The sequence below is a fragment of the Curtobacterium sp. NPDC092190 genome, from assembly GCF_044755625.1.
Lineage (GTDB): Bacteria > Actinomycetota > Actinomycetes > Actinomycetales > Microbacteriaceae > Curtobacterium.
The window spans coordinates 313,788-335,612 of record NZ_JBIVRJ010000002.1 but is presented as its reverse complement, the minus strand read 5'-3'; the positions used below and the strand labels follow the sequence as shown (position 1 = coordinate 335,612).

Sequence of the window (21,825 nt, the reverse complement as noted above, 5' to 3'; positions counted from 1 at the left end):
GGTCTCTCAGAGTTAGGTTAGGCTCTCCTAACGTGAAGATCCCCCGCCGCGGCTCCCTGCGCGCCGCCCTCGTGACCTCCGTGGCCGTCTCGGCCCTCCTCCTCACCGGCTGCTCCGGTGCGAACGACGAAGCCGGCTCCGGCGACACCGCGGGCACGGGCTCGGCCGCCTCCGGTCCCTGGTCGTACGAGGACGCCACCGGCGCGACCGTGAAGACCGACAGCACCCCGAAGCGCGTCGTCGTCCTCAACGACGTCGCCATCTCGTTCATCGAGTACGGGCTGCGCCCGGTCGGCACCTTCGGTCAGCTGACGATGGCGAAGGACAAGCGGTTCGCCGACCTCGACACCGACGGCATCACCCAGCTCGGCGAGGCGTACGGCGACATCGACCTCGAGGAGCTCGCGGCCCTGAAGCCCGACCTCGTCGTCACGTCGGTGTACCCGAAGGACGAGCAGGGCACGCTCGACACGACCCAGCCCGGCTACGGCTTCAAGGACAAGGAGCAGCAGCAGCAGGTCGAGGCGATCGCACCCGTCGTCCAGGTGAAGTGGGGCGGCAAGGGCGAGGACGTCATCGAGACCATCGCCGACCTGGCCGAGTCGCTCGGCGCCCCCGAGGCGAAGGTCCAGGCCGCCGAGGACCGCTTCGACGCGGCCGAGGACGAGCTCGAGCAGGCCGCGAAGTCGAGCGACGTCTCCGTCGTGTCGATGTTCGCCGACGGCTCCGGCGCGTACGTCACCCGCCCGACCGACGAACCGAGCCTGCAGATGTACTCGTCGTTCGGTGTCGACTTCGTGGACCCGAAGCCGAAGGGCTTCTACTGGGGCGTCTACTCGTGGGAGAACGCGGGGCAGATCACCGGTGACGTGCTCCTGCTGTCGCAGCAGGGCTACCAGGTCGCGGACCTCGAGAAGCAGCCGACCTTCGCCGACAACGCCGCGCTCGAGGCGGGCCAGGTCCACAGCTGGACCTTCCCGGCGCTCGACTACGCGTCGCAGGCGGACTACATGACGAAGCTCGCGGGCTGGCTCGAGGACAGCAAGAAGGTCTCGTAGCGACCCACGTGCGGACGGAAGGCGCGGTGCCGGCTGGCACCGCGCCTTCCGTCCGTCACGGGGTCGCTCCGCAGCGGACGATCAGCCGGCGGGCAGCGCCGCGTTCACCGCCGTCTGTGCCTGCCGCCACACGTCCGCCCGGGACCCGGCGTAGGTGCCGCCCTGGCCGCTCCCCACGTACCGCAGGTTCGTCTTCCCGCCGTCGGTGTTGCCCTGCCAGTACGCGGTCACCGCCCGCGAGGTCCCGCCGACGAGCCAGATCTGGTCCGCCGCGTCGGTCGTGCCCGTCTTGCCGAACAGCGTCGCCCCGTCGAGGGTCTGCCCACCCGACGCCGTGCCGCCGCGGAACGCACCCTGCATCACCGCGAACGCCTCGGCCGCGACCGACGCCGACACCGCCTGCGTGCAGGACCGCGGCTGCCCACCGAGGGCCGTCCCGTCCGGCCCGGTGACCTGGTCGACGACGACCGGGGCGCAGTACACGCCGCCGTTCGCGATCCCGGCGTAGGCGGCCGCCATCGTCAGCGGTGCGATGCTCGTCGTCCCGAGGATCGCCGCCGGGTTCGCCGGCAGCTCCCCACCCGTCGCCGGGTGGACGCCCAGTCGCGCGGCGGTGTCCCGGATGTCGCAGAGATCGAGCTGCGACGCCATGTCCGCGTAGGCCGCGTTCACCGACTGGGCCGTCGCCGCGCGGACCGAGTACGGCCCGGTCTGCCCCGGCGAGTCGTTCTTCGGGTCGTACGGGGTGTCCAGCGTGACCCGCTGCCCGCACTGCGTCCACGTGGCGCGAGCCTTCCGCGTCCCGTCCACCACCGTGTCGGGGCTCCGGCCGGACTCGAGCCACTGCAGCAGCGTGAACATCTTGTAGGTCGAGCCGACCTGGAACCCCTTCGAGCCGCCGTTCGACTCGTCGGTGGCGTAGTTGAGCGAGGTCGCCGTCGCCGGGGCGTCGGCCGACCGGTCGAAGTCCTTGTTCTGCGCCATCGTCAGCACGCGACCGGTGCCCGCCTCGACGGTGTCGAGCGTCGCACCGAGGGCGAGCCGGCTCTCGGCCGCCGGATCGTGCAGGGCGAGCAGGTCCTTCTGCTGGGTGTTGAGGTCGAGGTCGAGGGTGGTCTGCACCCGGTACCCGCCCGTGCGCCACGCGGCGGCGCGGGCACCGGGGTCGGCGCCGAGCTGCGGCAGCTCCTTCGCCACCTGTTCGGCGTACGCGCAGAAGAACTCCGCGCCGCGCACCGCCGACTCGCAGCCCTGCTGCGGCGCCGTGAGGCGGACGTAGTCGGCCGGACGGGACGCGAGCGCCGTCGCGAGGTCCGCGTCGCCCAGGTGCCCCTGCTCGTGCATCGAGCGGAGGATGACGTCCCGCCGCGCCTGGTTGTCGTCGTGGTGCTCGGGCGTCGACAGGTCGCGGCGCTCGGGCCACTGCACGATGGCGATCAGCGACGCGGCCTCGGCCGGGGTCAGGTCGGAGGCGTCCTTGCCGTAGTACCGCTGCGAGGCTGCCTGCACACCGTAGGTCTGGTCGCCGAAGTACGCGATGTTCAGGTAGGCGGCGAGGATCTCGTCCTTCGAGTACTCCTTCGCGAGTCCGATCGCCAGCTTCACCTCGGCGAGCTTGCGCTCCGGGCTCTTCTTCGTCGCCTCGCGGTAGCCGGCCTCGCGCTCCTCGGCGGTCGGCAGTTCGCTCGCCTGCTGGATCTTGATGTTCCGCACGAGCTGCATCGTGATGGTCGAGCCACCGGACCCGCCCTGCCCGCCGGAGGCGATGACGCTCGCGACCGACCGCACCAGGCTCGTCGGGTCGACACCGCCCGTCTCGCGGAAGCGCTTGTCCTCGCCGTCGATCGCGGCGTGCTCGAGGGTGTCGCTGATCTGGTCGAGCGACAGCTCCTGGCGGTTCTGGTCCCACACGTCGACCAGGTGCACGGGCTGTCCGCCCTGGTACGCCCAGATCTCGTTGCGCTCGGGCAGGTCGCCGATCTCGATGTACTCCGGCATCGAGTCGAACAGGTCGATCGCCGAGGTCGTCCCCACGCCGGCCACCGCGAGCACCGGTGTCACCCCGACCCCGACCAGCAGCCCCGCCAGCACGCTGCCGCCCACGAAGCCCAGGGCTGCCCCGGTCGCACGTCGCATCGCCATGTCTCCCCCTCGTCGTCCCGCCCCCGTCGTCCGGAGGCATCGGGTGACCCTCCCAACGCTGTTCGGACGTCTGCCCGGGGTTCCCCGGGCAGAACCGGCACGACCGCTGGGAAAGGACCGAATCGGTACGGATCGTTACCGCAGGGGCTCCCGCCGTCATCGTCCCGTGACCCGACCGTGACCGCGTCGTGACCGTGTGCTCGTCGGTACCCTCGGGGGATGGGGACCGGACGGTGGCACGAGGACGTGCTGGGGGCCGCGTTCGAGCGCCTCGAGCTCCCGCTCGGCGAGGACGGTGAGGGACCGGTCGTCGCGACCCTGGTCCGGCGCCGGCGGTCACCGAACGACCTGCTGCTGCACGCCCGCGGCCCCCTGCACGGCGTGGACGTGCTGTACGTGCACGGCTGGTCCGACTACTTCTTCCAGGTGGAGCTGGCGGAGCACCTCGAGCGGCTCGGGGCGCGCTTCCACGCCCTCGACCTGCGGAAGTACGGCCGGAGCCTCCGCCCGCACCAGACGCCCGGGTTCGTCGACGACCTGGCCGTGTACGACGAGGACATCGGCGCCGCCCTCGACGCGATCGCCGCCGAGCACCACGGCGGTCCGCGCCGACGACTCGTCCCCATGGGGCACTCCACCGGCGGACTGACCCTGGCGCTCTGGGCCGCGCGGCACCCCGACCTCGTCGACGGCCTCGTGCTGAACAGCCCGTGGCTCGAGTTCCAGGCGAGTGCACTCGGCCGGGCGATCGTCACGCCGGTGATCAAGCTCGGAGCGAAGCGGAACCCGCTCGCGCCGATGCCCGCGGTCGATCCGGGCTTCTCCACCCGCACGGTGTCCGCCACGGGCGAGGGGTCGTGGACCTACGACCAGCGCTGGCGGCCCGAACGGGGCTTCGCCCTGCACCCCGGGTGGCTCGCCGCGGTGTTCGCCGGGCAGGAACGGGTCGCGCAAGGGCTCGGCATCGCGGTGCCGACCCTCGTGCTGCTCAGCGACAAGAGCATGCTGCAGCCGCGGTGGGACGACGCGATGACGCGCGCCGACGTCGCGCTCAACGTGGACGTGGTCGCGCACCGGGCCCTGTCGCTCGGCGCCGAGGTGACCGTCCGGCGCCTGCACGGGGCCCTGCACGACGTGGTGCTCTCCGCACCCGAGGTCCGCGACCAGGTGTGGGACGTGCTCGGGCGCTGGGCCACGACGCTCCCGCGCTGAGCACCGCCCTGCGGGTGTCCGTCAGACGATCCGCTGCACCGCCAGTCGGGTCGCCGCGGCGACCAGGGCGTCCGACGGCTCCGCGTCCGCCCGCTCGTGCGCCGTGAACACGACGAGCACGACGGGATCCCGGCCCGGCGGCCGGACGACGGCGATGTCGTTGCGCACCCCGTACGAGGCGGTCCCGGTCTTGTCCGCGACCGACCAGCCCCCGGGGACCCCCGCCCGGATCGTGCCGTCGCCGGTGGTCGTCCCCGCCATCGACGACCGCAGCAGCTCGCGGTCCCCGGCGTCGAGCGCGTCGCCGACGAGCACCGCCCGCAGGTCGCTCGCCGACTGCGCCGGGGTCGTCGTGTCCCGCGGGTCACCCGGGACCGCCGTGTTGAGGTCGGGCTCGACGCGGTCCACCCGGGTCACGTCGTCCCCGATCCCCCGCAGCCACCGCGACACCCCGCCCACCCCGCCGAGCCGCTCCACGAGCAGGTTCGCAGCCGTGTTGTCGCTCTCGCGCACCGCCGCGTCGACGAGCGCCCGGACCGTCATGCCCTCGTCGACGTGCCGGCTCGTGACGGGTACGTACTCGAGCAGGTCGCCCCGTCCGTAGTGCACGACCTCGTCGAGGTCCTCGCCGCTCGACGCGTCGAGGACCGCCGCGGCGATGAACGCCTTGTTCGTCGAGGCGAAGGCGAACCGTTCGTCGGCCCGGTACCCGACGCTGCTGCCGTCCGCCGTGTCGATCGCGACGACGCCGATCCGGGCGTCGTCCCGCTCCTCGAGCGCGGCGAACGCGCGGGACGTCGCCGCGTCCGCGGTCGCGGTCGGTGTCGGTGTCGGTACCGGCGTCGTGGTCGCCGTCGGAGCACCGCCCGCCGTGCCCGAGGGGTCGCCACCACCACTGCCGCTGCACCCGGCGAGCGTCAGCGCGGCCACCGCCGCGATCGTGGCCAGGGTCGTCCTCGTCGTCCGCACGCGGACGAGCATGCCGACCCCGCCCGCGATCCACCTGCACGTCGCGTCCCGCCGTGCGAGCGACGCGGCCACGGTCGGACGGGAGGCACGTGGCGGTGCCACCCCGCGCCTCCCGTCCGGTGGTGGCGGACCCGGCACGCGTGGTCGGGGTCCGCACGCGCCTCCCGTCCGGCGGGCGACGTGTCAGGAGCGCGACAGGCGGGTGACCGTCGCGTGTGCGCCGTCCTGCAGGAGCCCGTCGAGCGCGTCGCGGTACGCCGCGACGAACCGGTCGTCGTCGACCAGGTCGCCGAACACCTGGCGGTCCTGCAGGAAGGCGAGCCGGTCCTCGTCCTGCCGCCGCGCGGCCGCCGTCAGCCGGTCGGCGAGGCGGTCCACGACCTGGATCGGCTGCCCGTCCTCGTCGGCGCCCTCCGCGTAGCGCGCCCACGAGGCGACGATGCCGGCCGAGAGCGCGACGGGACCTCCGGATGCGAGGTTCTCGCGGACCACCGGGAGCAGCCACTTCGGGATGCGGTCGCTCGACTCGGCGCAGAGCCGGGCGAGGGTGTCGCGGACCTCGGGGTTCCGGAAGCGCTCGATGAGCGTCGCCGTGTAGTCGTCGAGGTCGATCCCGGGGACCGCGTGGAGCGTCGGGGTCGCCTCCTCGGCCATGTAGCGGCGGAGGAAGGTCGCGATCGCCTCGTCCTGCGTGGCCTCGTGGGCGTAGCGGTACCCGGACAGGTACCCGAAGTAGCAGAGCCCCTGGTGGCTGGCGTTGAGGAGCCGGAGCTTCATCAGCTCGTACGGCTCGACGTCGTCGACGAGCTGCACGTCGGCGTCCTCGTACCGGGGGCGGCCGGCGGGGTGGTCGTCCTCGAGCACCCACTGGAAGAACGGCTCGGCGACGACCGGCCAGGCGTCCTCGATGCCGAGCTCGTCACGGACCCACGCCCGGTCCTCGTCGGTCGTGACCGGGGTGATCCGGTCGACCATCGAGTTCGGGAACGACACGTGCTCGCCCATCCACGCCGCGAAGGCCGGGTCCTGCAGGCGGGCGTAGGCGGTGAACATCTGCCGGGCGACGTGCCCGTTGCCCTGGATGTTGTCGCACGACATCACCGTGAACGGCTCGAGATCCCGGTCGCGACGACGCCGGAGCGCCTCGACCACGAGGCCGAAGACCGTCCGCGGCGGGGCGTCCCCGCGCAGGTCCGCTGCGACACCCGGTTCGTCCGCGACGAACTCCCCCGTGACGTGGTCGAAGTTGTAGCCGCCCTCGGTGATGGTCAGGCTGACGATCCTGGTGTCCGGGTGCGCCATCTTCTCGACGACCGCGTCCGGGTCGTCCACCGCGAGCAGGTACTCGACGATGCTGCCCACGACCCGCGACTCCCGCGTACCGTCCGGGTGCTTGAGCACGAGCGTGTAGAGGCCGCCCTGCTCCGCCATCGCGGCGGCCATGCGACGGTCCTGCTCGAGCACACCGACACCGCAGATGCCGTACTCGCGGGCCTCGCCCTGCTGCAGGAGCCGGTCCACCACCATCGCCTGGTGCGCACGGTGGAAGCCGCCGACGCCGAAGTGCACGATCCCCGGGGTGATCCCGTCGCGGTCGTAGCTCGGCACGGCGACGCCGCTCGCGGCGATCCGGTCCAGGGTCTCCGGGCTCAGACGGACGGTCATGGGTACTCCTTCGTACGGCGGTCGCGAGCCCCCAGTCTGGCAGCCGGAACCGGTGTGCGGAACCGGTGTTCCGACCCGACGCACCCGGATCGACCCGCGGCCCTCCGTGCCCGGGGGACGAACCTGAGGGAGCGCTCGGAGAAGGTGCACCGAGTGCATCGATGCACCTAGTGTTGGCACACGTGACCACCACCGACCGTCGTGCCGCGCTCAAGGCGAAGCACCGTGCAGCGATCCTGCAGGCAGCGCGGGACCTGGTCGACGAACGCGGCGGACGCGGGTTCGGCGTCGACGACCTGGCGTCGCGTGCCGACATCGCGCGACGGACCGTCTTCAACCACTTCGCATCGCTCGACGAGGTCCTGCTCGCGGTGTGCGAGCAGGAGCTCTCGGTGATCATCGACCGGTTCCTGGCCGACATGGCCCGGACCCCGATCGGTGACGGCAGCCGCGCGTCGATGTTCGAGGAGCTCGAGTCGGCCGCACGCGGGGCCGACCTGGCCCCGGCGATCTCCGGGATGTACCGGATCATCGGTGAACCGGGGAAGGAGGACCCGAAGGCCGCGGTCCTCACCCAGACCGCGTTCTCGCGGGTCACCGACCGGCTGCGCGACGAGGTCGCCCGGCGACACCCGGGTGCCGACCCGCTCGACACCGCGCTGCTCGTCGACTCGCTCATGAGCGGGATCGTCGTCATCGCCGACCACTGGCTCACCAACGACGGCCCCGAGCTCACCCCGGCGTCACTGACCGCCTGGGACGCCCTGCTGAGCAGACTCGTGCACAGCGTCCGCTCCGGCTACATGCCGGCCTCCTGACCACTCCCCCCGGGGTCCACCGGCGCACCCCGCACCACCACAGCACCTGACACGAAAGGACGGGGCAACCGCATGGCCGGTCTCCTCTACCGTCTCGGACGGTTCTCCGCACGACGCCACTGGCTGGTGATCATCGCCTGGATCGTCATCATGGGCATCGCGGGGCTCACCTACAGCCTGTTCGCGGGCACGATCTCCTCGTCCATCACGATCCCGAACACCAAGACGAGCCAGGTGCAGGACGAGCTGGCGGACAAGTTCCCGTCGGCGAACGGCGGCAACGGCACGCTGGTCTTCGAGACGACCGACGGCAAGGCGTTCACCGCGACGCAGCAGGCCGACGTCAAGGACTTCCTGGACGGGATCGCCGACCTCGACGGGGTGAAGGAGGTCCGTGACGGCTTCACCACGCAGGACCAGCTCGACGAGCAGCGGCAGAAGATCGTCGACGGGCGCCAGCAGATCGAGGACGGTCGCAAGCAGATCGAGGACGGCCAAGCCCAGCTCGACCAGCAGAAGGACCAGCTGGAGTCGGGCAAGCAGCAGATCGAGCAGGCGCAGGCGCAGCTCGACCAGCAGAAGGCCCAGGCCGAGGCGCAGGCCCAGGCCGCCGGGGCCGCCGCCGCGAACAGTGCGGCCGCGCAGGCCGGTCAGCAGCAGCTCGAGCAGGCCCAAGCACAGATCGACGCCCAGCAGCAGCAGATCACCGCGGGCGAGCAGCAGATCGCCGACGCCCAGCAGGAGATCGACGACAACACGAAGAAGCTCGAGGACAACGAGCGCGAGTTCGAGCAGGGGTCCGACCTGCTCGACCTGTCGAAGGACATCCGCTTCGTGTCGTCGAACGGCGCTGCTTCGATCGGCACCGTGCAGTTCACGAAGTCGACCTTCGAGGTGCCGCAGGAGACCAAGCAGGAGATCTCCGACCGGGCCGAGAGCGCGAAGATCGACGGCGTCGAGGTGTACGTCTCGAACGACATCGCGCAGGGTGTCCCGTCGATCCTCGGCCCCGGCGAGATCGTCGGTGTCATCATCGCCGCGCTCGTGCTCTTCCTGATGCTCCGCACGGTCATCGGCGCCGCCATCCCGCTGCTGTCCGCCGTGCTCGGCGTCGGCGTCGCGACCCTCGCGTCGCTCTCCTTCTCGAGCCTGGTCGAGTTCATCTCGGTCACGCCGGTGCTGGGGGTGATGCTCGGCCTGGCGGTCGGCATCGACTACTCGCTGTTCATCCTCAACCGACACCGGACACAGCTGAAGGCCGGCATGGGCGTCCACGAGTCCATCGGTCTCGCCAACGGCACCTCCGGCAACGCGGTGGTCTTCGCGGGCACGACCGTCATCGTGGCCCTGCTCGCGCTGAACATCACCGGGATCCCGTTCCTCGGCCTGATGGGCACCGTCGGCGCCGTCGCCGTGCTGTTCGCGATCCTCATCGCGACGTCGTTCACCCCGGCGCTGCTGTCCCTGCTCGGCATGCGGATCCTCCGGAAGAAGGAGCGGCAGCAGATCGGGCACACCGGGTCCGTCCGGGTGCCGAACAAGCCGATGTCGACCTGGCGCGCGGTCGTCACGCTCGTCGCCGGCATCGCGGTGCTCGGCACGATCGCCCTGCCCGCCACGCAGATGCGCCTCGGCCTGCCGACCGGTGCCTCCGAGGCCACCGACTCGTCGCAGTACAAGGCCTACAAGGCGCTCGAGGACGAGTTCGGCGCCGGCCAGAACGGTCCGCTGCTCGTCGTGGCCGACCTGCCGGAGGCGATCGCGAAGGACGACGTCACCGCGACCGAGGTCACCATCGGCCAGGCACTCGCGAAGAACGACGACGTCGAGGCCGTCCTGCCGATCGGCGCGTCGTCAAACCGCGACATCATCGCCTTCCAGGTCAAGCCCGCGGGCGGCCCGGACAGCGTCTCGACCGAGACCCTGGTCAAGGACCTGCGCGAGCAGACCGTGCAGACCGACGACGGCACGGTGACGCTCGGGGTCGCGGGCAACGCCAGCGCGAACATCGACGTGTCGGAGAAGCTCGCGAACGTGCTGCCGCTCTACCTCGTCGTGGTCGTCGGCCTGTCGCTGATCATCCTCATCGTGGTGTTCCGGTCGTTCCTCGTCCCGATCACCGCGACGGCCGGCTTCATCCTGTCCGTGCTCGCATCCTTCGGTGGTCTGACGGCCATCTACCAGTTCGGCTGGCTGGGCTCCGTGTTCGGCGTGCACGACCCTGCGCCGATCCTGAGCTTCCTGCCCATCATCGAGATCGGCATCCTGTTCGGGCTCGCGATGGACTACCAGCTCTTCCTGGTGTCCGGCATGCGTGAGGCGTACGCGCACGGCGCCTCCGCCAAGGTCGCGGTGCAGCGCGGTCTGCACGCCGGTCGTGCGGTCGTCACGGCAGCTGCGATCATCATGATCTCGGTGTTCGCGGGCTTCATCTTCTCGGAGTCCTCGACCATCAAGCCGATCGGCTTCGGCCTGGCGTTCGGTGTACTGGTCGACGCCTTCGTCGTCCGGATGCTGCTCATCCCGGCGGTCATGCACCTGCTCGGGAAGAGCGCCTGGTGGATCCCGAAGTGGCTCGACCGGATCCTGCCGGACGTCGACGTCGAAGGCGCCAAGCTCGAGCGCTCGCACCCCGGTGACGACCGCGGCCACGGCGCCGAGCCCGCCGTCGCCGGTGCCACCGCCGGGGCCGGAGCCGGAGCGCACCGCGGGTCGCACGCCGCCGACGTGGAGCCCGATGCGAACCCGCACGAGGGGCACACGCCGACGCACCGCGCCTAGGCGTCGAGCGTCCGCGGGGGCGCCAGCCCCACTGCACCGCCGGGAGGCCCGGTGCCGGTCCACGAGACCGGCACCGGGCCTCCCGTCCGTGTGCCGCGCGCGATCGTGGCACCGGGCACCCCGACCGTTCGTGGACGAAGTACCGTGGAGACATGACTGCGACCGACGTCGACCCCCTCGCCCTCGACCGGCAGCTCTGCTTCGCCCTGGCCGCCACGAGCCGCAGCGTCATCGGCCTGTACCGCGACCTGCTCGACCCACTGGGCCTGACGCACCCGCAGTACCTCGTCATGCTCGCCCTGTGGGAGCACGACCCGCGCTCGGTGCGCGAGATCGCCGCGGAGCTCCGCCTCGACTCCGCCACGCTGAGCCCACTGCTCAAGCGGCTCGAGGCAGCCGGCTACGTCCGGCGGCAGCGCAGCACGGCCGACGAACGCCAGCTCGAGGTGTCGCTCACCACGGCGGGTCGAGCACTCCGCGAGCGGGCGAGCACCGTCCCGGTCGCGGTGGCCGACCGGCTCGGCTGGCCGCTCGACCGGCTCGAGCGACTGAAGGACGACCTGACGGAGCTGCTCGGACGCATCGATGTACTCGATTGAGCGGGTACTTCGTGGCAGAATGATTCGCGTACGAACGAAAGGACGGACCGTGGGTCGCTTCGGCAGCTGGTACGACCGCTGGAACCGCACACTCATCGAGAAGATGGGCCCGTCGCAGATCGGCGCCGGACGCGCCGAGGGCATCGACGACCGCAGCGTGGACCGTCCGTGCCCGATCTGCCACCAGCCGCTGTCGCAGCACACGGTGATCCGCCCCGAAGGGCAGGTCCGCTCGAGCACCCTGGTGTGCCCCGGTCGCTGAGGATCCGCTCCCGAACCGGAATTGCTCGCCGCAACACGTGGTTCAACGGAGACGTGAAGCTCTTCGAAGCCGCCGACCTCGGCGCACTCCACCTCCGCAACCGCATCGTCATGGCACCCCTCACCCGGACGCGCGCCGGTGAGCAGGGCATCCCCAACGACCTCCTCGTCGAGCACTACGCGCAGCGCGCCGGCCTCGGCATGATCATCACCGAGGGCACCTGGCCCGTGCAGGAGGGCCGCTCCTACCCCGGGCAGCCCGGCATCGAGACCGACGAGCAGGTCGCCGGGTGGCGCCGCGTGACGGACGCCGTGCACGAGCGCGGCGGCACGATCGTCATGCAGCTCATGCACGGCGGTCGCGTCTCGCACACCGACATCTCGCAGACCCCGCGCATCGTGGGCCCCTCGGCGATCGCCGCTCCGGGGCAGACGCACCTGGCCGACGGCTCGAAGGCCGACATGCCCGTGCCGCACGAGCTCACCACCGACGAGGTCCGCGAGGCCGTCCAGGGCTTCGTCCGCGCCGCTCGCAACGCGATCGCGGCCGGGCTCGACGGCGTCGAGGTGCACGGTGCGAACGGGTACCTCGTGCACGAGTTCCTCTCCCCCGTCTCGAACACCCGCACCGACGAGTACGGCGGCTCGCCCGAGAACCGGGCGCGCTTCGCCGTCGAGGTCACCACGGCGATCGCGGAGGCCGTCGGCGCCGACCGCGTGGGCATCCGTCTGTCGCCGCAGCACAACATCCAGGGCGTGCTCGAGGAGGACGACGCCGACGTCCGTGCGACCTACACCGCCGTCGCCGAGGGCCTCGCGCCGCTCGGACTGGCCTTCGTGGACGTCCTGCACGCCGAGCCGGCCAGCGAGCTCGTGCAGCACGTGCGCCGCACCGCCGGTGCCCCGTTCATCGCGAACTCGGGCTTCTCCTCCATGACCACCCGCGACGAGGCGATCACGCTGCTCGACGGCGACCTCGCCGACGCCGTCGCGGTGGGTCGGGCCGCCATCGCGAACCCGGACCTCGCCGAGCGCTGGGAGCAGGACGCGCCGCTCAACGAGCCGCGTCCCGAGCTCTTCTACGGTGCGAGCGCCGAGGGCTACACCGACTACCCGACGCTCGACCAGGTTCGCGAGCCCGTCGCGTAGTCGACGCGACCAGCGACGGACGGGAGGCGCGGTGCCGGCTGGTACCGCGCCTCCCGTCCGTCCGTCATCCGTGTCGCACCGGTGCCAGGTCGGAGGCTCCCGGCCCACCTAGGACCTCCCGGTGAGCACCGCGACCGCGCCGCCGACGCCCCTCGATCGCCCCGACCACCTCGTCGAGCGACCGGGACAGCTCGGCCTGCGGACGCTGCCGACGGTCCTGAACCACTGGGACGCGGAGAACTGCCTGCACGTCGCCCTGGCCGGCTACCCGACCTTCGGCGTCGTGCCGTTCGACGAGGCGTTCCTGCCCGGGTACCCCTTCCTCTCCCGCTTCGTCGCCGAGGGTGTGTTCTTCACCGTCACCCCGAACCCGACCCAGGTCGCCGCGGCCATGTGGCTCGTGATCGGCCTCTCCGCCGCCGTCGCCGCGGTGCTGCTGTGGAAGGTCGTCCGCGACCGCTTCGACGCGCGCGTCGCGGCCGGCGCCGTCGCGCTCCTGGTCGCGGGGCCCTACGCCCACTTCATGGTCGCGCCGTACGCCGGGTCGCCCTACCTGGCCTGGGGATCGCCGCGTGGCTGCTCGTCCAGCGCGGCCGCTGGCTCGCCGGGGCGCTGCTCTGCATCCCGGCGGGACTGATCCGTGTGGAGACGGTCTACCTCGTGGCGGCCCTGGTCGTCGCCCAGCTGCTCGGCCCGCGGATCCGGCCGTTCTGGTCGCGCCTGTGGCGAGCCGCCGCCTTCGGTGCGGTGGGGTCGCTCGGCCTGGGCTACTACCTCGCCTCGCTCTGGCACCAGACGGGCAACCCCACGCACTGGTTCCTCGTGCAGAAGCTCGGGTGGCACCGCGAGACGCAGTGGCCGTGGGAGACGTTCCGCACGACGCTCCCGATCGCGACCGGGACGACCGGTTCGGGGCAGTTCCAGGAGTGGTCGGACATCGTGACGGTCGCGGTCTACCTGGTCGCGGTCGGCTTCCTCATCGCGAAGCGGTGGTGGCCCGAGCTGGTGTACACGGGCCTCATGGTGGTGTCCATGGGGACGAGCTACGCGTGGACCTCGATGGCACGCGAGAGCTCGGTGCAGTTCCCGCTCATGGTGCTCGTGGCCTCCACGCTGGCCGGCCGTCGTCGCTCACGGTGGGTCTTCTGGGTGGTGCTCGGCATCGGGATCGTGGACGCGACCTACCAGTCGTACCGGTCCGCACTCGGCGACTGGGGCGACTGAGCCGTCAGCGGTCTGGTCGCGGGCGGTCCGGGCGTCGGGCGGTCCCGGTCCTCGCCGTCCCACAGGTCCGCGCAGTCGACCGCGGAGACCCCCGCCCGTCGGAGCCAGGCACCGGCGACCCGGTCCCCCGGGTCGGCCGTGACCGCCGCGACGAGCGCCCCGCGGTGCGCCGGACCGACCAGCACCGGGTGACCCGGTCGGCCGTCGAACGCGGCACGCCGCAGGGCGTCCGCAGCCGCAGACGCCCCGATGACGCGGCGCACGACCGTCGCTGGCATCGTCGGCAGGTCGACGAGCGCGACGCACGCGACGACCCCGTCGTCGAGCACCTGCAGCCCCGCCGCGAGCGACGCACCGGGTCCCTCGGCCCAGCGCTCGGCGACCACCGTGCGGACGGACGGCAGGTCCGGCACGAGCACTCGGGCGTCCCCGGCCGCTGCGCCGAGGACCACGACCACCGAGGCGCAGCCGCCGTCGAGCAGTGCCCGGCTCACGGACCCGAGCCACGGCGTCCCGTCCGTCGTCCGCACCAGCGCCTTCGGCATGCCCATGCGCGTCCCGGCACCGCCGGCGAGCAGGACCCCGGTCACCGGCAGCGGGACGTGCGGGTCGACCGGCAGCGGGACGTGCGGGGCGACCGGCAGCGGGTCGTCCGGTCGCGGCACGCGCGGACCGCCGCTCAGACGAACGCCGGGACGGACGTCCAGGCTGCCGGGGCGTCCTCGACCCCGTCACGCACGACCGTGCCCGAGATGAGCCCGTAGGGACGGTCGGCGGCGAAGAACACCTCGCCCGGGTTCTCGAGCCCGAACGGGGACAGGTCGACCAGGAAGTGGTGCTTGTTCGGCATCGAGAAGCGCACTTCGGCGATCTCGGGGAACGACTCGATCGCCGCGCGCCCCATCGCGAACAGGGTCTGCTGCAGGGCGAGCGAGTGCAGGTCCGCGAAGGTCGCGAGCATCCGGTCGAGCACGCCGGTCCACACCCCGTCGTAGCCGATGCCGGCGGCGACCGCCTCGGGTGTGTAGCGCCACCGCGCGGTGACCGACGTCGCGAGGATCCGGTCGTCGGTCTCGGCGAGCGTCGTGTACGCGTCACGCGGGAAGCCGTGGAACTCGCTGCCCGTCGACTTCAGGACCGTCAGGTCGGTCACGCCGGCGAGCACGTGGACGTCGTCGCCGTCGACCTGCACCACGGCGGTGCGGGTGCCGCGGCCGGACCGGACGAACGCGTGGTCGTGCGCCCGACCGTCGACCGCGATCCGCTCCCAGGCGTGCTGCTCGGCGGACAGCGTCGACCCGTCGTACCAGTCGAACGCCGTCGCGAAGTGCCGGCCGAGGCGGAGGAGGAACTCCTCCGGGGCGCCCACACCGTGCTCCTTCGCGAACGCGTAGACGGTGTTCTTCTGCGTGTCCGTCGCGACGACCTTCGCGTTGTCGCCCTCGGTGTAGGACTCGGCGAGCGCCGCACCGCGCAGCTGGGTCGTGACCGTCAGGTCCTCGATCTCGTGGCGGTCGGTGTCGCGGGTGACCCGGACGAGGCGGACCTCGGCCTTGCCGTACTGGTTCGCACCGAGGCGGACGGACGTGCTGACGGGGGCTGCGGTGGCGGTGGTGTCCATGCGGTGACGATGACAGCCGCGTGTTTCGGTGGTGCGTCGATCAGGTCACGAGCTCCGTCCGCCGAGCCGGCCCGGTCGTGACGCGGCCGTCGTTCCCCCGTAACGGTGCCGAAACACCCGTTCCCTAGCGTTGCCGCCACGAACCGATCCGACCGAGGAGGCACCGTGGCGCGCAGCACCGCACCCCGAGCGTCCTCGGCGTGGAACCGCGGGATGATCGCGCACGGCCGACGACCGGGCGACACCGTCGTCACCCGTCCCGCCACCCCGATCGGACCCCTGCATGGACCTCGTCACCGTCCGCACCCTGCGGACACCGTCGCACCGCGACGACCTCGCGCTCGCCCCCGGTGAGCAGCCGCTCGCCGGCGGCACCTGGCTGTACTCCGAGGAGCAACCGGGAACCACCGGCCTCGTCGACCTGACCGGCCTGGGCTGGCCGGACGCCGAGCACACGCCGGAGGGCCTGCGGCTCGGTGCGACGTGCACCATCGCGGCGCTGCTGCGGCTCGACCCCGAGCCGGGGTGGCGTGCGTGGCCCCTCGTCGAGCGGTGCGCGAACGCCCTGCTCGCGTCGTTCAAGGTGTGGAACGCGGCGACGGTCGGCGGGAACGTGGCGACGGCGCTGCCCGCGGGAGCGATCACGGCGTTGCTGGTGACCCTGGACGCGACGGCGGTCGTCTGGACGCCGGACGGCGGGGACCGCCGCCTGCCCGTCGCCGACCTCGTCACCGGGGTCCGCGCCACGGCACTGGCGTCCGGCGAGGTGGTCCGCGCGTTCGACGTGCCGGAGTCGGCGCTCAGGAGCACCACCGGGTACCGCCGTGTGTCGCTCAGCCCGCACGGTCGGACCGGCGCGCTCGTGACCGCGCGCTGGGACGCCGACGGCTTCGTCCTCGTCGTCACCGGCGGGACCCCGCGACCGGTCGTGCTGCGGTGGGACGCGGTGCCCACGGCTGCCGAGGTCGACACGGTGCTCGCCGCCCACGACGAATGGTACGACGACCCGCACGGCTCCCCCGACTGGCGCCGGGCGGTGTCCCGCCGCTTCGCCGCCGAACTCGTCGCCGAGGCCGGCGGCTCGGGTCTCGCTGCTGCGGAGGGGGACGCCCGATGAGGTTCGAGGTCGACGGGACGACCGTGGACGCCGCCCCCCAGCCGGGCCAGGTCCTGCGCACCCTGCTCCGCGAGCACGGTGTCACCAGCGTCAAGAAGGGCTGTGACGCCGGCGACTGCGGTGCCTGCTCGGTCCTGCTCGACGGGGTGCCCGTGCACTCCTGCATCACACCGGCGCACCGGCTCGAGGGTCGCGTGGTGACGACGGCCGCGGGCCTCGGCACGCCGGAGCAGCCCCACCCCGTGCAGCGGGCGTTCGCCGAGGCCCCCGGGTTCCAGTGCGGGTTCTGCACCGCCGGGTACGTCGTCACCGCGTCCGCCCTCGACGACGACCAGCTCGCCGATCGACGCCGGGCGCTCAAGGGCAACCTCTGCCGGTGCACGGGGTACCGCGCGATCGAGGACGCCCTCGACGGCGTGCGCAACACGGCGTGCCCGAGTGCCGGGGCCGCCGTCGGCACGTCCGTCGCAGCCCCGGCGGCGATGCGGATCGTGACCGGGGGCGAGGAGTACACGCTCGACGTCCGCCCGACCGAGGCGCTCCTGCACGTGGCGGTCCTCGGCAGCCCCCACCCGCACGCCCGCGTCGTGTCGATCGACGCGAGCGCGGCCGAGGCCCTGCCCGGTGTGCACCTCGTGCTCACCCACCACGACGACCCCGGCGTGCTCTTCTCGACCGGGCGGCACGACTCGCGGCTCGACGACCCCGACGACACCCGCGTGTTCGACCGGGTGCTGCGGTTCCGAGGGCAGCGCGTGGCGGCCGTCGTCGCCGACAGCGTCCGGATCGCGGAGCAGGCGTGCGCCGTGCTGCGGGTCGAGTACGAGCTGCTGCCGAGCGTGCACGACGTCGACGCCGCGCGCGGCCCGGGCGCTCCCCTGCTGCACGGCGACAAGACGACCGCCGAGCACCGCATCGCCGAGCCCGGCCGCAACGTGGTCGCGGCCCTGCATGGCGAGACCGGCGACGTCGAGGCCGCGCTGGCGTCCGCCGTCGCGTCGGTCGACGGCACCTGGACCACCGGTCGCGTCTCCCACGCGGCGCTCGAGACGCACGCGACCCGCGGTTCGCTGGACCGGGACGGGAGGCTCGTGCTGCGGACCGCCACGCAGGTCCCGTTCCTGGTCCGCGACGAGATCGCGCACGTCTTCGGCCTCGACCCGTCGCGTGTGCGGGTGGTCGCCAAGCGCGTCGGCGGTGGGTTCGGCGGGAAGCAGGAGATGCTCACCGAGGACCTCGTCACCCTCGCCGTGCTGCGCACGGGTCGGAGCGTGCAGTACGAGTTCAGCCGCCGGGACGAGTTCACGATCGCGCCCACGCGGCACCCGATGCGGGTGCGTGTCCGGCTCGGTGCGGACGCGTCCGGCCGCCTGACCGCGATGCACGTCGACCAGGTGATGGACACGGGCGCCTACGGGAACCACGGCGTCGGCGTCATGTTCCACTCGGTCAGCGAGTCGGTCGCCGTCTACCGCTGCCCGGCGAAGCGGGTCGACGCCGAGTCCGTCTACACGAACAACCTGCCGTCTGGAGCGTTCCGCGGGTACGGCCTGGGCCAGGTGGTGTTCGCGATCGAGTCGGCGATGGACGAGCTCGCGCGTCGGCTCGACCTCGACCCGTTCGAGCTCCGGCGGCGCAACGTCGTCGTGCCCGGCGACCCCCTCGTCGTGACCGACCCCGACGAGGAGGACGACCTGCGGTGGGAGGGCAGCTACGGCCTCGACCAGTGCCTCGACCTGGTGGAGGACGCGCTGCGCGCACCGCTGCCCGAGGTCCCGCCGATGGACGGCCCGGAGCTCGACCCGCCCACGGCGGACGGCACCGCGGACTGGGCGTACGGCACCGGCATCGCGCTGGCGGCCATCGCGACGATGCCGCCCCGTGGGCACCACGCGCACGCGACCGTCGAGGCCACTGCGGACGGCCGCTACCGGATCGGGGTCGGCACGGCGGAGTTCGGCAACGGCACGACGACCGTGCACACCCAGCTCGTCGCGACCGCCCTCGGCACCACGCCGGACCGGGTCGACGTGCACCAGTCCGACACCGACGCCGCGCAGTACGACACCGGTGCGTTCGGCTCCGCAGGGGTGGTCGTGGCGGGCAAGGCGCTGTTCGTGGCGGCCGAGGACCTCCGCGAGCAGCTGACCGCCCGGGCGCTCCGGATCGTCGCCGCGCGCACACCCCGTGCCGCCTCCGGGCCGCTCGGCCCCGCCGTCGAGGTCCTGCCCGGCGGCGTCCGCGTCGGTGACGAGGTCGTCGGACACGCCGAGCTCCTCGCCGAGGGACCACTGGTCGCGCACGGCAGCCACGACGGCACCCCGCGGTCGCTCGCGTTCACGGTGCACGGTGCCCGTGTCGCGGTGCACCGACCGACCGGCGAGGTCCGGGTGCTCCACAGCGTGCAGGCCGTCGATGCCGGGACCGTCCTGAACCCCGAGCAGCTGCGCGGACAGGTCGAGGGCGGCGCAGCACAGGCGATGGGATCGACCCTGTACGAGGAGGTCGTGCTCGACGACACCGGTCGCGTGACCACCGACGCCTTCCGGTCGTACCGGGTGCCGAAGATCTCCGACGTGCCCCGCACCGAGGTCCGCTTCGCCGACACGCACGACCCGCTCGGACCGCTCGGGGCGAAGTCGATGAGCGAGGCCCCGTACAACCCCGTCGCCCCGGCGGTGGCGAACGCCGTCCGCGACGCGATCGGCGTGCGTCCGTACCGCCTCCCGATGACGCGCGACCGTGTCTGGGCACTGCTGCAGGGCGACGCGACCGACGCCGGGGGTGCGTGATGTTCGAACTGGCACCGCGCCTCCTGGCCGTCCTCGACACGGGTGCACCGGTCGTCGTCGCGACGGCGGTCTCGATGACCGGCAGCGCGCCGAGCGGCGTCGGGACCTCGATGGCGGTGCTGCCGGGCGGTCAGGTCGTCGGCACGATCTCGGGAGGCTGCGTCGAGGGCTCGCTGTTCCTCACCGCCGAGCAGGTGCTCGAGACCGGCGAGGCGGTGTTCGAGCGGTTCGGCTTCGACGACGACCCCGACGCCGTGTGGGCCCCCGCGCTCCGGTGCGGTGGTCGCGTGGAGGTGCTCGTCCACCGGGTCACGTCCGACGACGCCCTGCTCGTGAGCGCGCTGCGTGACGCCGCGGCCGGTCTGCCGACCTCGCTCGCCGTCTCGCTGGAGCCGGGGACGCTCGGGGTGGTCGTCACCGCTCCGGACGGGTGCCGCGACCGGGTCTTCGTCGAGCGCAGTGACCACCGCCCCCGCTGCGTCGTCGTCGGCGCCGTCGAGACCGCCGTCGCCGTGACGAACGCCGCCGCGGTGCTCGGCTACGCCGTGACCGTGGTCGACCCCCGCCCGGTGTTCCTGACGGACGAGCGCTTCCCGGCCGCGGACGAGCGGATCGTGGGCTGGCCGACGCGCGTGTTCGAGGGGTTGCCCGTGGACCGGACGACCGCCGTCGTGGTGCTCGCGCACGACGACCGGTTCGACGCCGAGGTGATCGACCAGGCGCTCCGCCGCGGAGCCGGGTACGTCGGCGCGATGGGTTCCCGATCGACCCACGAGCGGCGGCTCGCGGAACTGCACGCGCTCGGCACGCCGGACCTCGATCGGCTCCGCTCCCCGATCGGTCTCGACATCGGCGCGCGGACCCCGGCCGAGACGGCCGTCGCGATCATGGCCGAGGTCGTCGCCGTGCGGACGAGCTCCTCGGGAGGGGCGCTGACCGGCGGGTCCGGCCCGATCCACCGCGTCCCCGCGCGGGTCCCCTGACGCACGACCGCCCGTCGCGGTGTGCACGGGCGCATCGTGTGCGTCGCGGTCCTCCTCCTCGGCCGGCGTGCGGGTCGAGGAGGGACCAGACCGGGACGGCGCGCCCCTCCCCAGCTCGGTGGCTCGCGTTCAGACCGCGGCGGGGGTCCGGGCGAGGCGCTCGCCGAGCCGGGCGGTGATCTCGCGCTCGTCGCCCGTCACGAGTCGGAAGTCCCGGACGACCACCCGCCCTCCGACGACCACGTGCCGCGGCCGACGACCCGGGGACGCCCAGAGGAGCCCCGCGACCGGGTCCGCGACGCCGGCATCGGCGACACCCGAGACGTCCCACACGCACAGGTCGCCCGCGGTGCCCTCGCCGAGGTGCCCGAGCTCCGGCCGCCCCAGTCCCGCCGCCGACCCCTCCGTCATCATCCCGAGCACCTGGCGCGCCGGCAGCTGCGGCCCGACGAGCGCGGACACCTGCATCGCCAGACGCCCGTCCGCGAGCAGGTGTCCGGCGTCGTTGCTGCCCCCACCGCTCGTGCCGAGGCCGACCGGGATCCCGGCCGCCGTGAGCTTCGCGACGGGAGCGACCCCCCACCCCATCGGTACATCGCATCCCGGCGCGTGCGTCGCCGTGACGCCTGTGGTCGCCAGTCGTGCGATCTCGTCGTCGGTGACGTCGCAGAGGTGCGCGATCGTGACGTCGGGCGCGAGCCAGCCCCACTCGTCGAGCAGGTCGAGGGGCCGACGGCCGTACCGCTCGAGCGCGATCGCGGTGTCGACCTGCTCGTTCGCCTGGGTCCGGCGCCGGAGACCGTGCCGTTCCGCGACCTCGCCGAGCGCGCGGAACGTGGCCTCGCCGTCGGAGTGCACGCCGGCCGGACCGACGGCGAACTGGAGACCGCCGTCCGGGTCGACGCCGCCCACCGCACGCTCGTGCAGCAGACCGGTCGCGATCGCGTCTGCCGAGGCCGCGGCGCGCTCCGGGTCGTCCCGCGCCGACCCGCGCACGAACACGAGCCGTCCGCCGAGACCACGCACCCCGTCGACCGTCGCCGCGGCGAGCGCCACGGTGTCGTCCGTGCTCACGCCGGACGGCCAGTTCAGGTGGTGGTCGGCGATCGTCGTGACGCCGGACAGGAGGCCCTCCGCGGCTCCGGCAGCCGCCGCCAGTCCGTACAGCTCGGGATCGTGCCCGGCCCGGCCGTACGCCGCGGCCATGGTCGGCAACCAGTCGGCCATCGGCACGCCGCGGGTGCCGGGCAGGGTGCGGAAGGCGGTCTGGAGCAGGTGGTGGTGCGCGTTCACGAGACCGGGTGTGACCACACAGCCGGACACGTCGAGCGTGGTCACGACGTCGCTGCCGTCGTCGATCACGACGTCGCCGTCCCGTTCGGTCCGGGGGTCGACGAGGACACGGTGTGCACCGGTGACGGTCAGCATGCGACG

At 72.7% G+C, this 21,825-nt stretch carries 18 protein-coding genes; 12 read left to right on the top strand and 6 right to left on the bottom strand.

The window, feature by feature from the left end; genetic code table 11:
• The first annotated feature begins 32 nt into the window (after positions 1-32).
• Positions 33-1,058, top strand: a complete 1,026-nt coding sequence (locus tag ACIQFY_RS05755) for an ABC transporter substrate-binding protein (RefSeq protein ID WP_400338720.1) — start codon at positions 33-35, stop codon at positions 1,056-1,058.
• Positions 1,059-1,139: 81 nt separating this feature from the next.
• Here the strand turns inward: ACIQFY_RS05755 and ACIQFY_RS05750 are convergent, their stop codons facing one another.
• Positions 1,140-3,200, bottom strand: coding sequence for a transglycosylase domain-containing protein (locus tag ACIQFY_RS05750; protein ID WP_400338718.1), 2,061 nt, complete (start codon positions 3,198-3,200; stop codon positions 1,140-1,142).
• A 219-nt stretch (positions 3,201-3,419) separates the two neighbouring features.
• Between ACIQFY_RS05750 and ACIQFY_RS05745 the strand changes: the two genes are divergently transcribed.
• Positions 3,420-4,412, top strand: a complete 993-nt coding sequence (locus ACIQFY_RS05745) for an alpha/beta hydrolase (protein ID WP_326495299.1) — start codon at positions 3,420-3,422, stop codon at positions 4,410-4,412.
• Positions 4,413-4,433: 21 nt separating this feature from the next.
• Here the strand turns inward: ACIQFY_RS05745 and bla are convergent, their stop codons facing one another.
• A complete protein-coding gene (gene bla, locus ACIQFY_RS05740; protein WP_400339227.1) occupies positions 4,434-5,393 on the bottom strand; it encodes a class A beta-lactamase in 960 nt (319 codons plus the stop codon).
• Between the two features lie 171 nt (positions 5,394-5,564).
• Positions 5,565-7,046 (bottom strand): mannitol dehydrogenase family protein, encoded by a 1,482-nt coding sequence (locus ACIQFY_RS05735; protein ID WP_400338716.1) that lies wholly within the window; start codon positions 7,044-7,046, stop codon positions 5,565-5,567.
• 182 nt (positions 7,047-7,228) lie between these two features.
• Between ACIQFY_RS05735 and ACIQFY_RS05730 the strand changes: the two genes are divergently transcribed.
• The 7 genes from ACIQFY_RS05730 (at position 7,229) to ACIQFY_RS05700 (ending at position 13,878) form a co-directional block, all read left to right on the top strand.
• The gene (locus tag ACIQFY_RS05730; RefSeq protein WP_158407762.1) at positions 7,229-7,864 is read left to right on the top strand and encodes a TetR/AcrR family transcriptional regulator; all 636 of its coding nucleotides are present in this window, start codon (positions 7,229-7,231) and stop codon (positions 7,862-7,864) included.
• Between the two features lie 72 nt (positions 7,865-7,936).
• Complete coding sequence (locus tag ACIQFY_RS05725) at positions 7,937-10,645, top strand: MMPL family transporter (protein WP_400338713.1); 2,709 nt, start codon at positions 7,937-7,939, stop codon at positions 10,643-10,645.
• A gap of 152 nt (positions 10,646-10,797) precedes the next feature.
• On the top strand, positions 10,798-11,244 hold the full coding sequence (locus ACIQFY_RS05720; RefSeq protein ID WP_400338711.1) for a MarR family winged helix-turn-helix transcriptional regulator: 447 nt from the start codon (positions 10,798-10,800) through the stop codon (positions 11,242-11,244).
• A 49-nt stretch (positions 11,245-11,293) separates the two neighbouring features.
• Positions 11,294-11,506 (top strand): hypothetical protein, encoded by a 213-nt coding sequence (locus tag ACIQFY_RS05715; protein WP_251161039.1) that lies wholly within the window; start codon positions 11,294-11,296, stop codon positions 11,504-11,506.
• Between the two features lie 53 nt (positions 11,507-11,559).
• On the top strand, positions 11,560-12,654 hold the full coding sequence (locus tag ACIQFY_RS05710) for an alkene reductase (RefSeq protein WP_209685658.1): 1,095 nt from the start codon (positions 11,560-11,562) through the stop codon (positions 12,652-12,654).
• Between the two features lie 121 nt (positions 12,655-12,775).
• Complete coding sequence (locus ACIQFY_RS05705; RefSeq protein ID WP_400338708.1) at positions 12,776-13,291, top strand: hypothetical protein; 516 nt, start codon at positions 12,776-12,778, stop codon at positions 13,289-13,291.
• 23 nt (positions 13,292-13,314) lie between these two features.
• Entirely contained in the window at positions 13,315-13,878 is a 564-nt protein-coding gene (locus tag ACIQFY_RS05700) for a hypothetical protein (protein ID WP_400338707.1), read from the top strand.
• Here ACIQFY_RS05700 and ACIQFY_RS05695 read toward each other — a convergent pair.
• Positions 13,836-14,543: an NTP transferase domain-containing protein gene (locus tag ACIQFY_RS05695; RefSeq protein ID WP_400338705.1), complete on the bottom strand. Its 708-nt coding sequence runs from the start codon at positions 14,541-14,543 to the stop codon at positions 13,836-13,838. The genes ACIQFY_RS05700 and ACIQFY_RS05695 overlap by 43 nt on opposite strands.
• Before the next feature lie 14 nt (positions 14,544-14,557).
• Positions 14,558-15,499 carry a factor-independent urate hydroxylase gene (gene pucL / locus ACIQFY_RS05690; RefSeq protein ID WP_400338703.1) on the bottom strand — a complete coding sequence of 314 codons (942 nt, stop codon included), beginning with the start codon at positions 15,497-15,499 and terminating at the stop codon, positions 14,558-14,560.
• A 283-nt stretch (positions 15,500-15,782) separates the two neighbouring features.
• Here pucL and ACIQFY_RS05685 point away from each other — a divergent pair, with 283 nt between their 5' ends.
• Genes ACIQFY_RS05685 through ACIQFY_RS05675 form a run of 3 tightly spaced genes read left to right on the top strand, consistent with a single transcriptional unit; the run spans position 15,783 to position 20,391 of the window.
• Complete coding sequence (locus tag ACIQFY_RS05685) at positions 15,783-16,616, top strand: FAD binding domain-containing protein (protein ID WP_326495290.1); 834 nt, start codon at positions 15,783-15,785, stop codon at positions 16,614-16,616.
• Positions 16,613-19,408 carry a molybdopterin-dependent oxidoreductase gene (locus ACIQFY_RS05680; RefSeq protein WP_400338701.1) on the top strand — a complete coding sequence of 932 codons (2,796 nt, stop codon included), beginning with the start codon at positions 16,613-16,615 and terminating at the stop codon, positions 19,406-19,408. Before ACIQFY_RS05685 ends, ACIQFY_RS05680 begins: the two co-directional genes overlap by 4 nt.
• Positions 19,408-20,391: an XdhC family protein gene (locus tag ACIQFY_RS05675; RefSeq protein WP_400338699.1), complete on the top strand. Its 984-nt coding sequence runs from the start codon at positions 19,408-19,410 to the stop codon at positions 20,389-20,391. The genes ACIQFY_RS05680 and ACIQFY_RS05675 overlap by 1 nt, the downstream gene beginning before the upstream one ends.
• A 129-nt stretch (positions 20,392-20,520) precedes the next feature.
• Here ACIQFY_RS05675 and ACIQFY_RS05670 read toward each other — a convergent pair whose 3' ends face one another.
• The gene (locus tag ACIQFY_RS05670) at positions 20,521-21,819 is read right to left on the bottom strand and encodes an amidohydrolase family protein (RefSeq protein WP_326495288.1); all 1,299 of its coding nucleotides are present in this window, start codon (positions 21,817-21,819) and stop codon (positions 20,521-20,523) included.
• Positions 21,820-21,825: the final 6 nt, after the last annotated feature.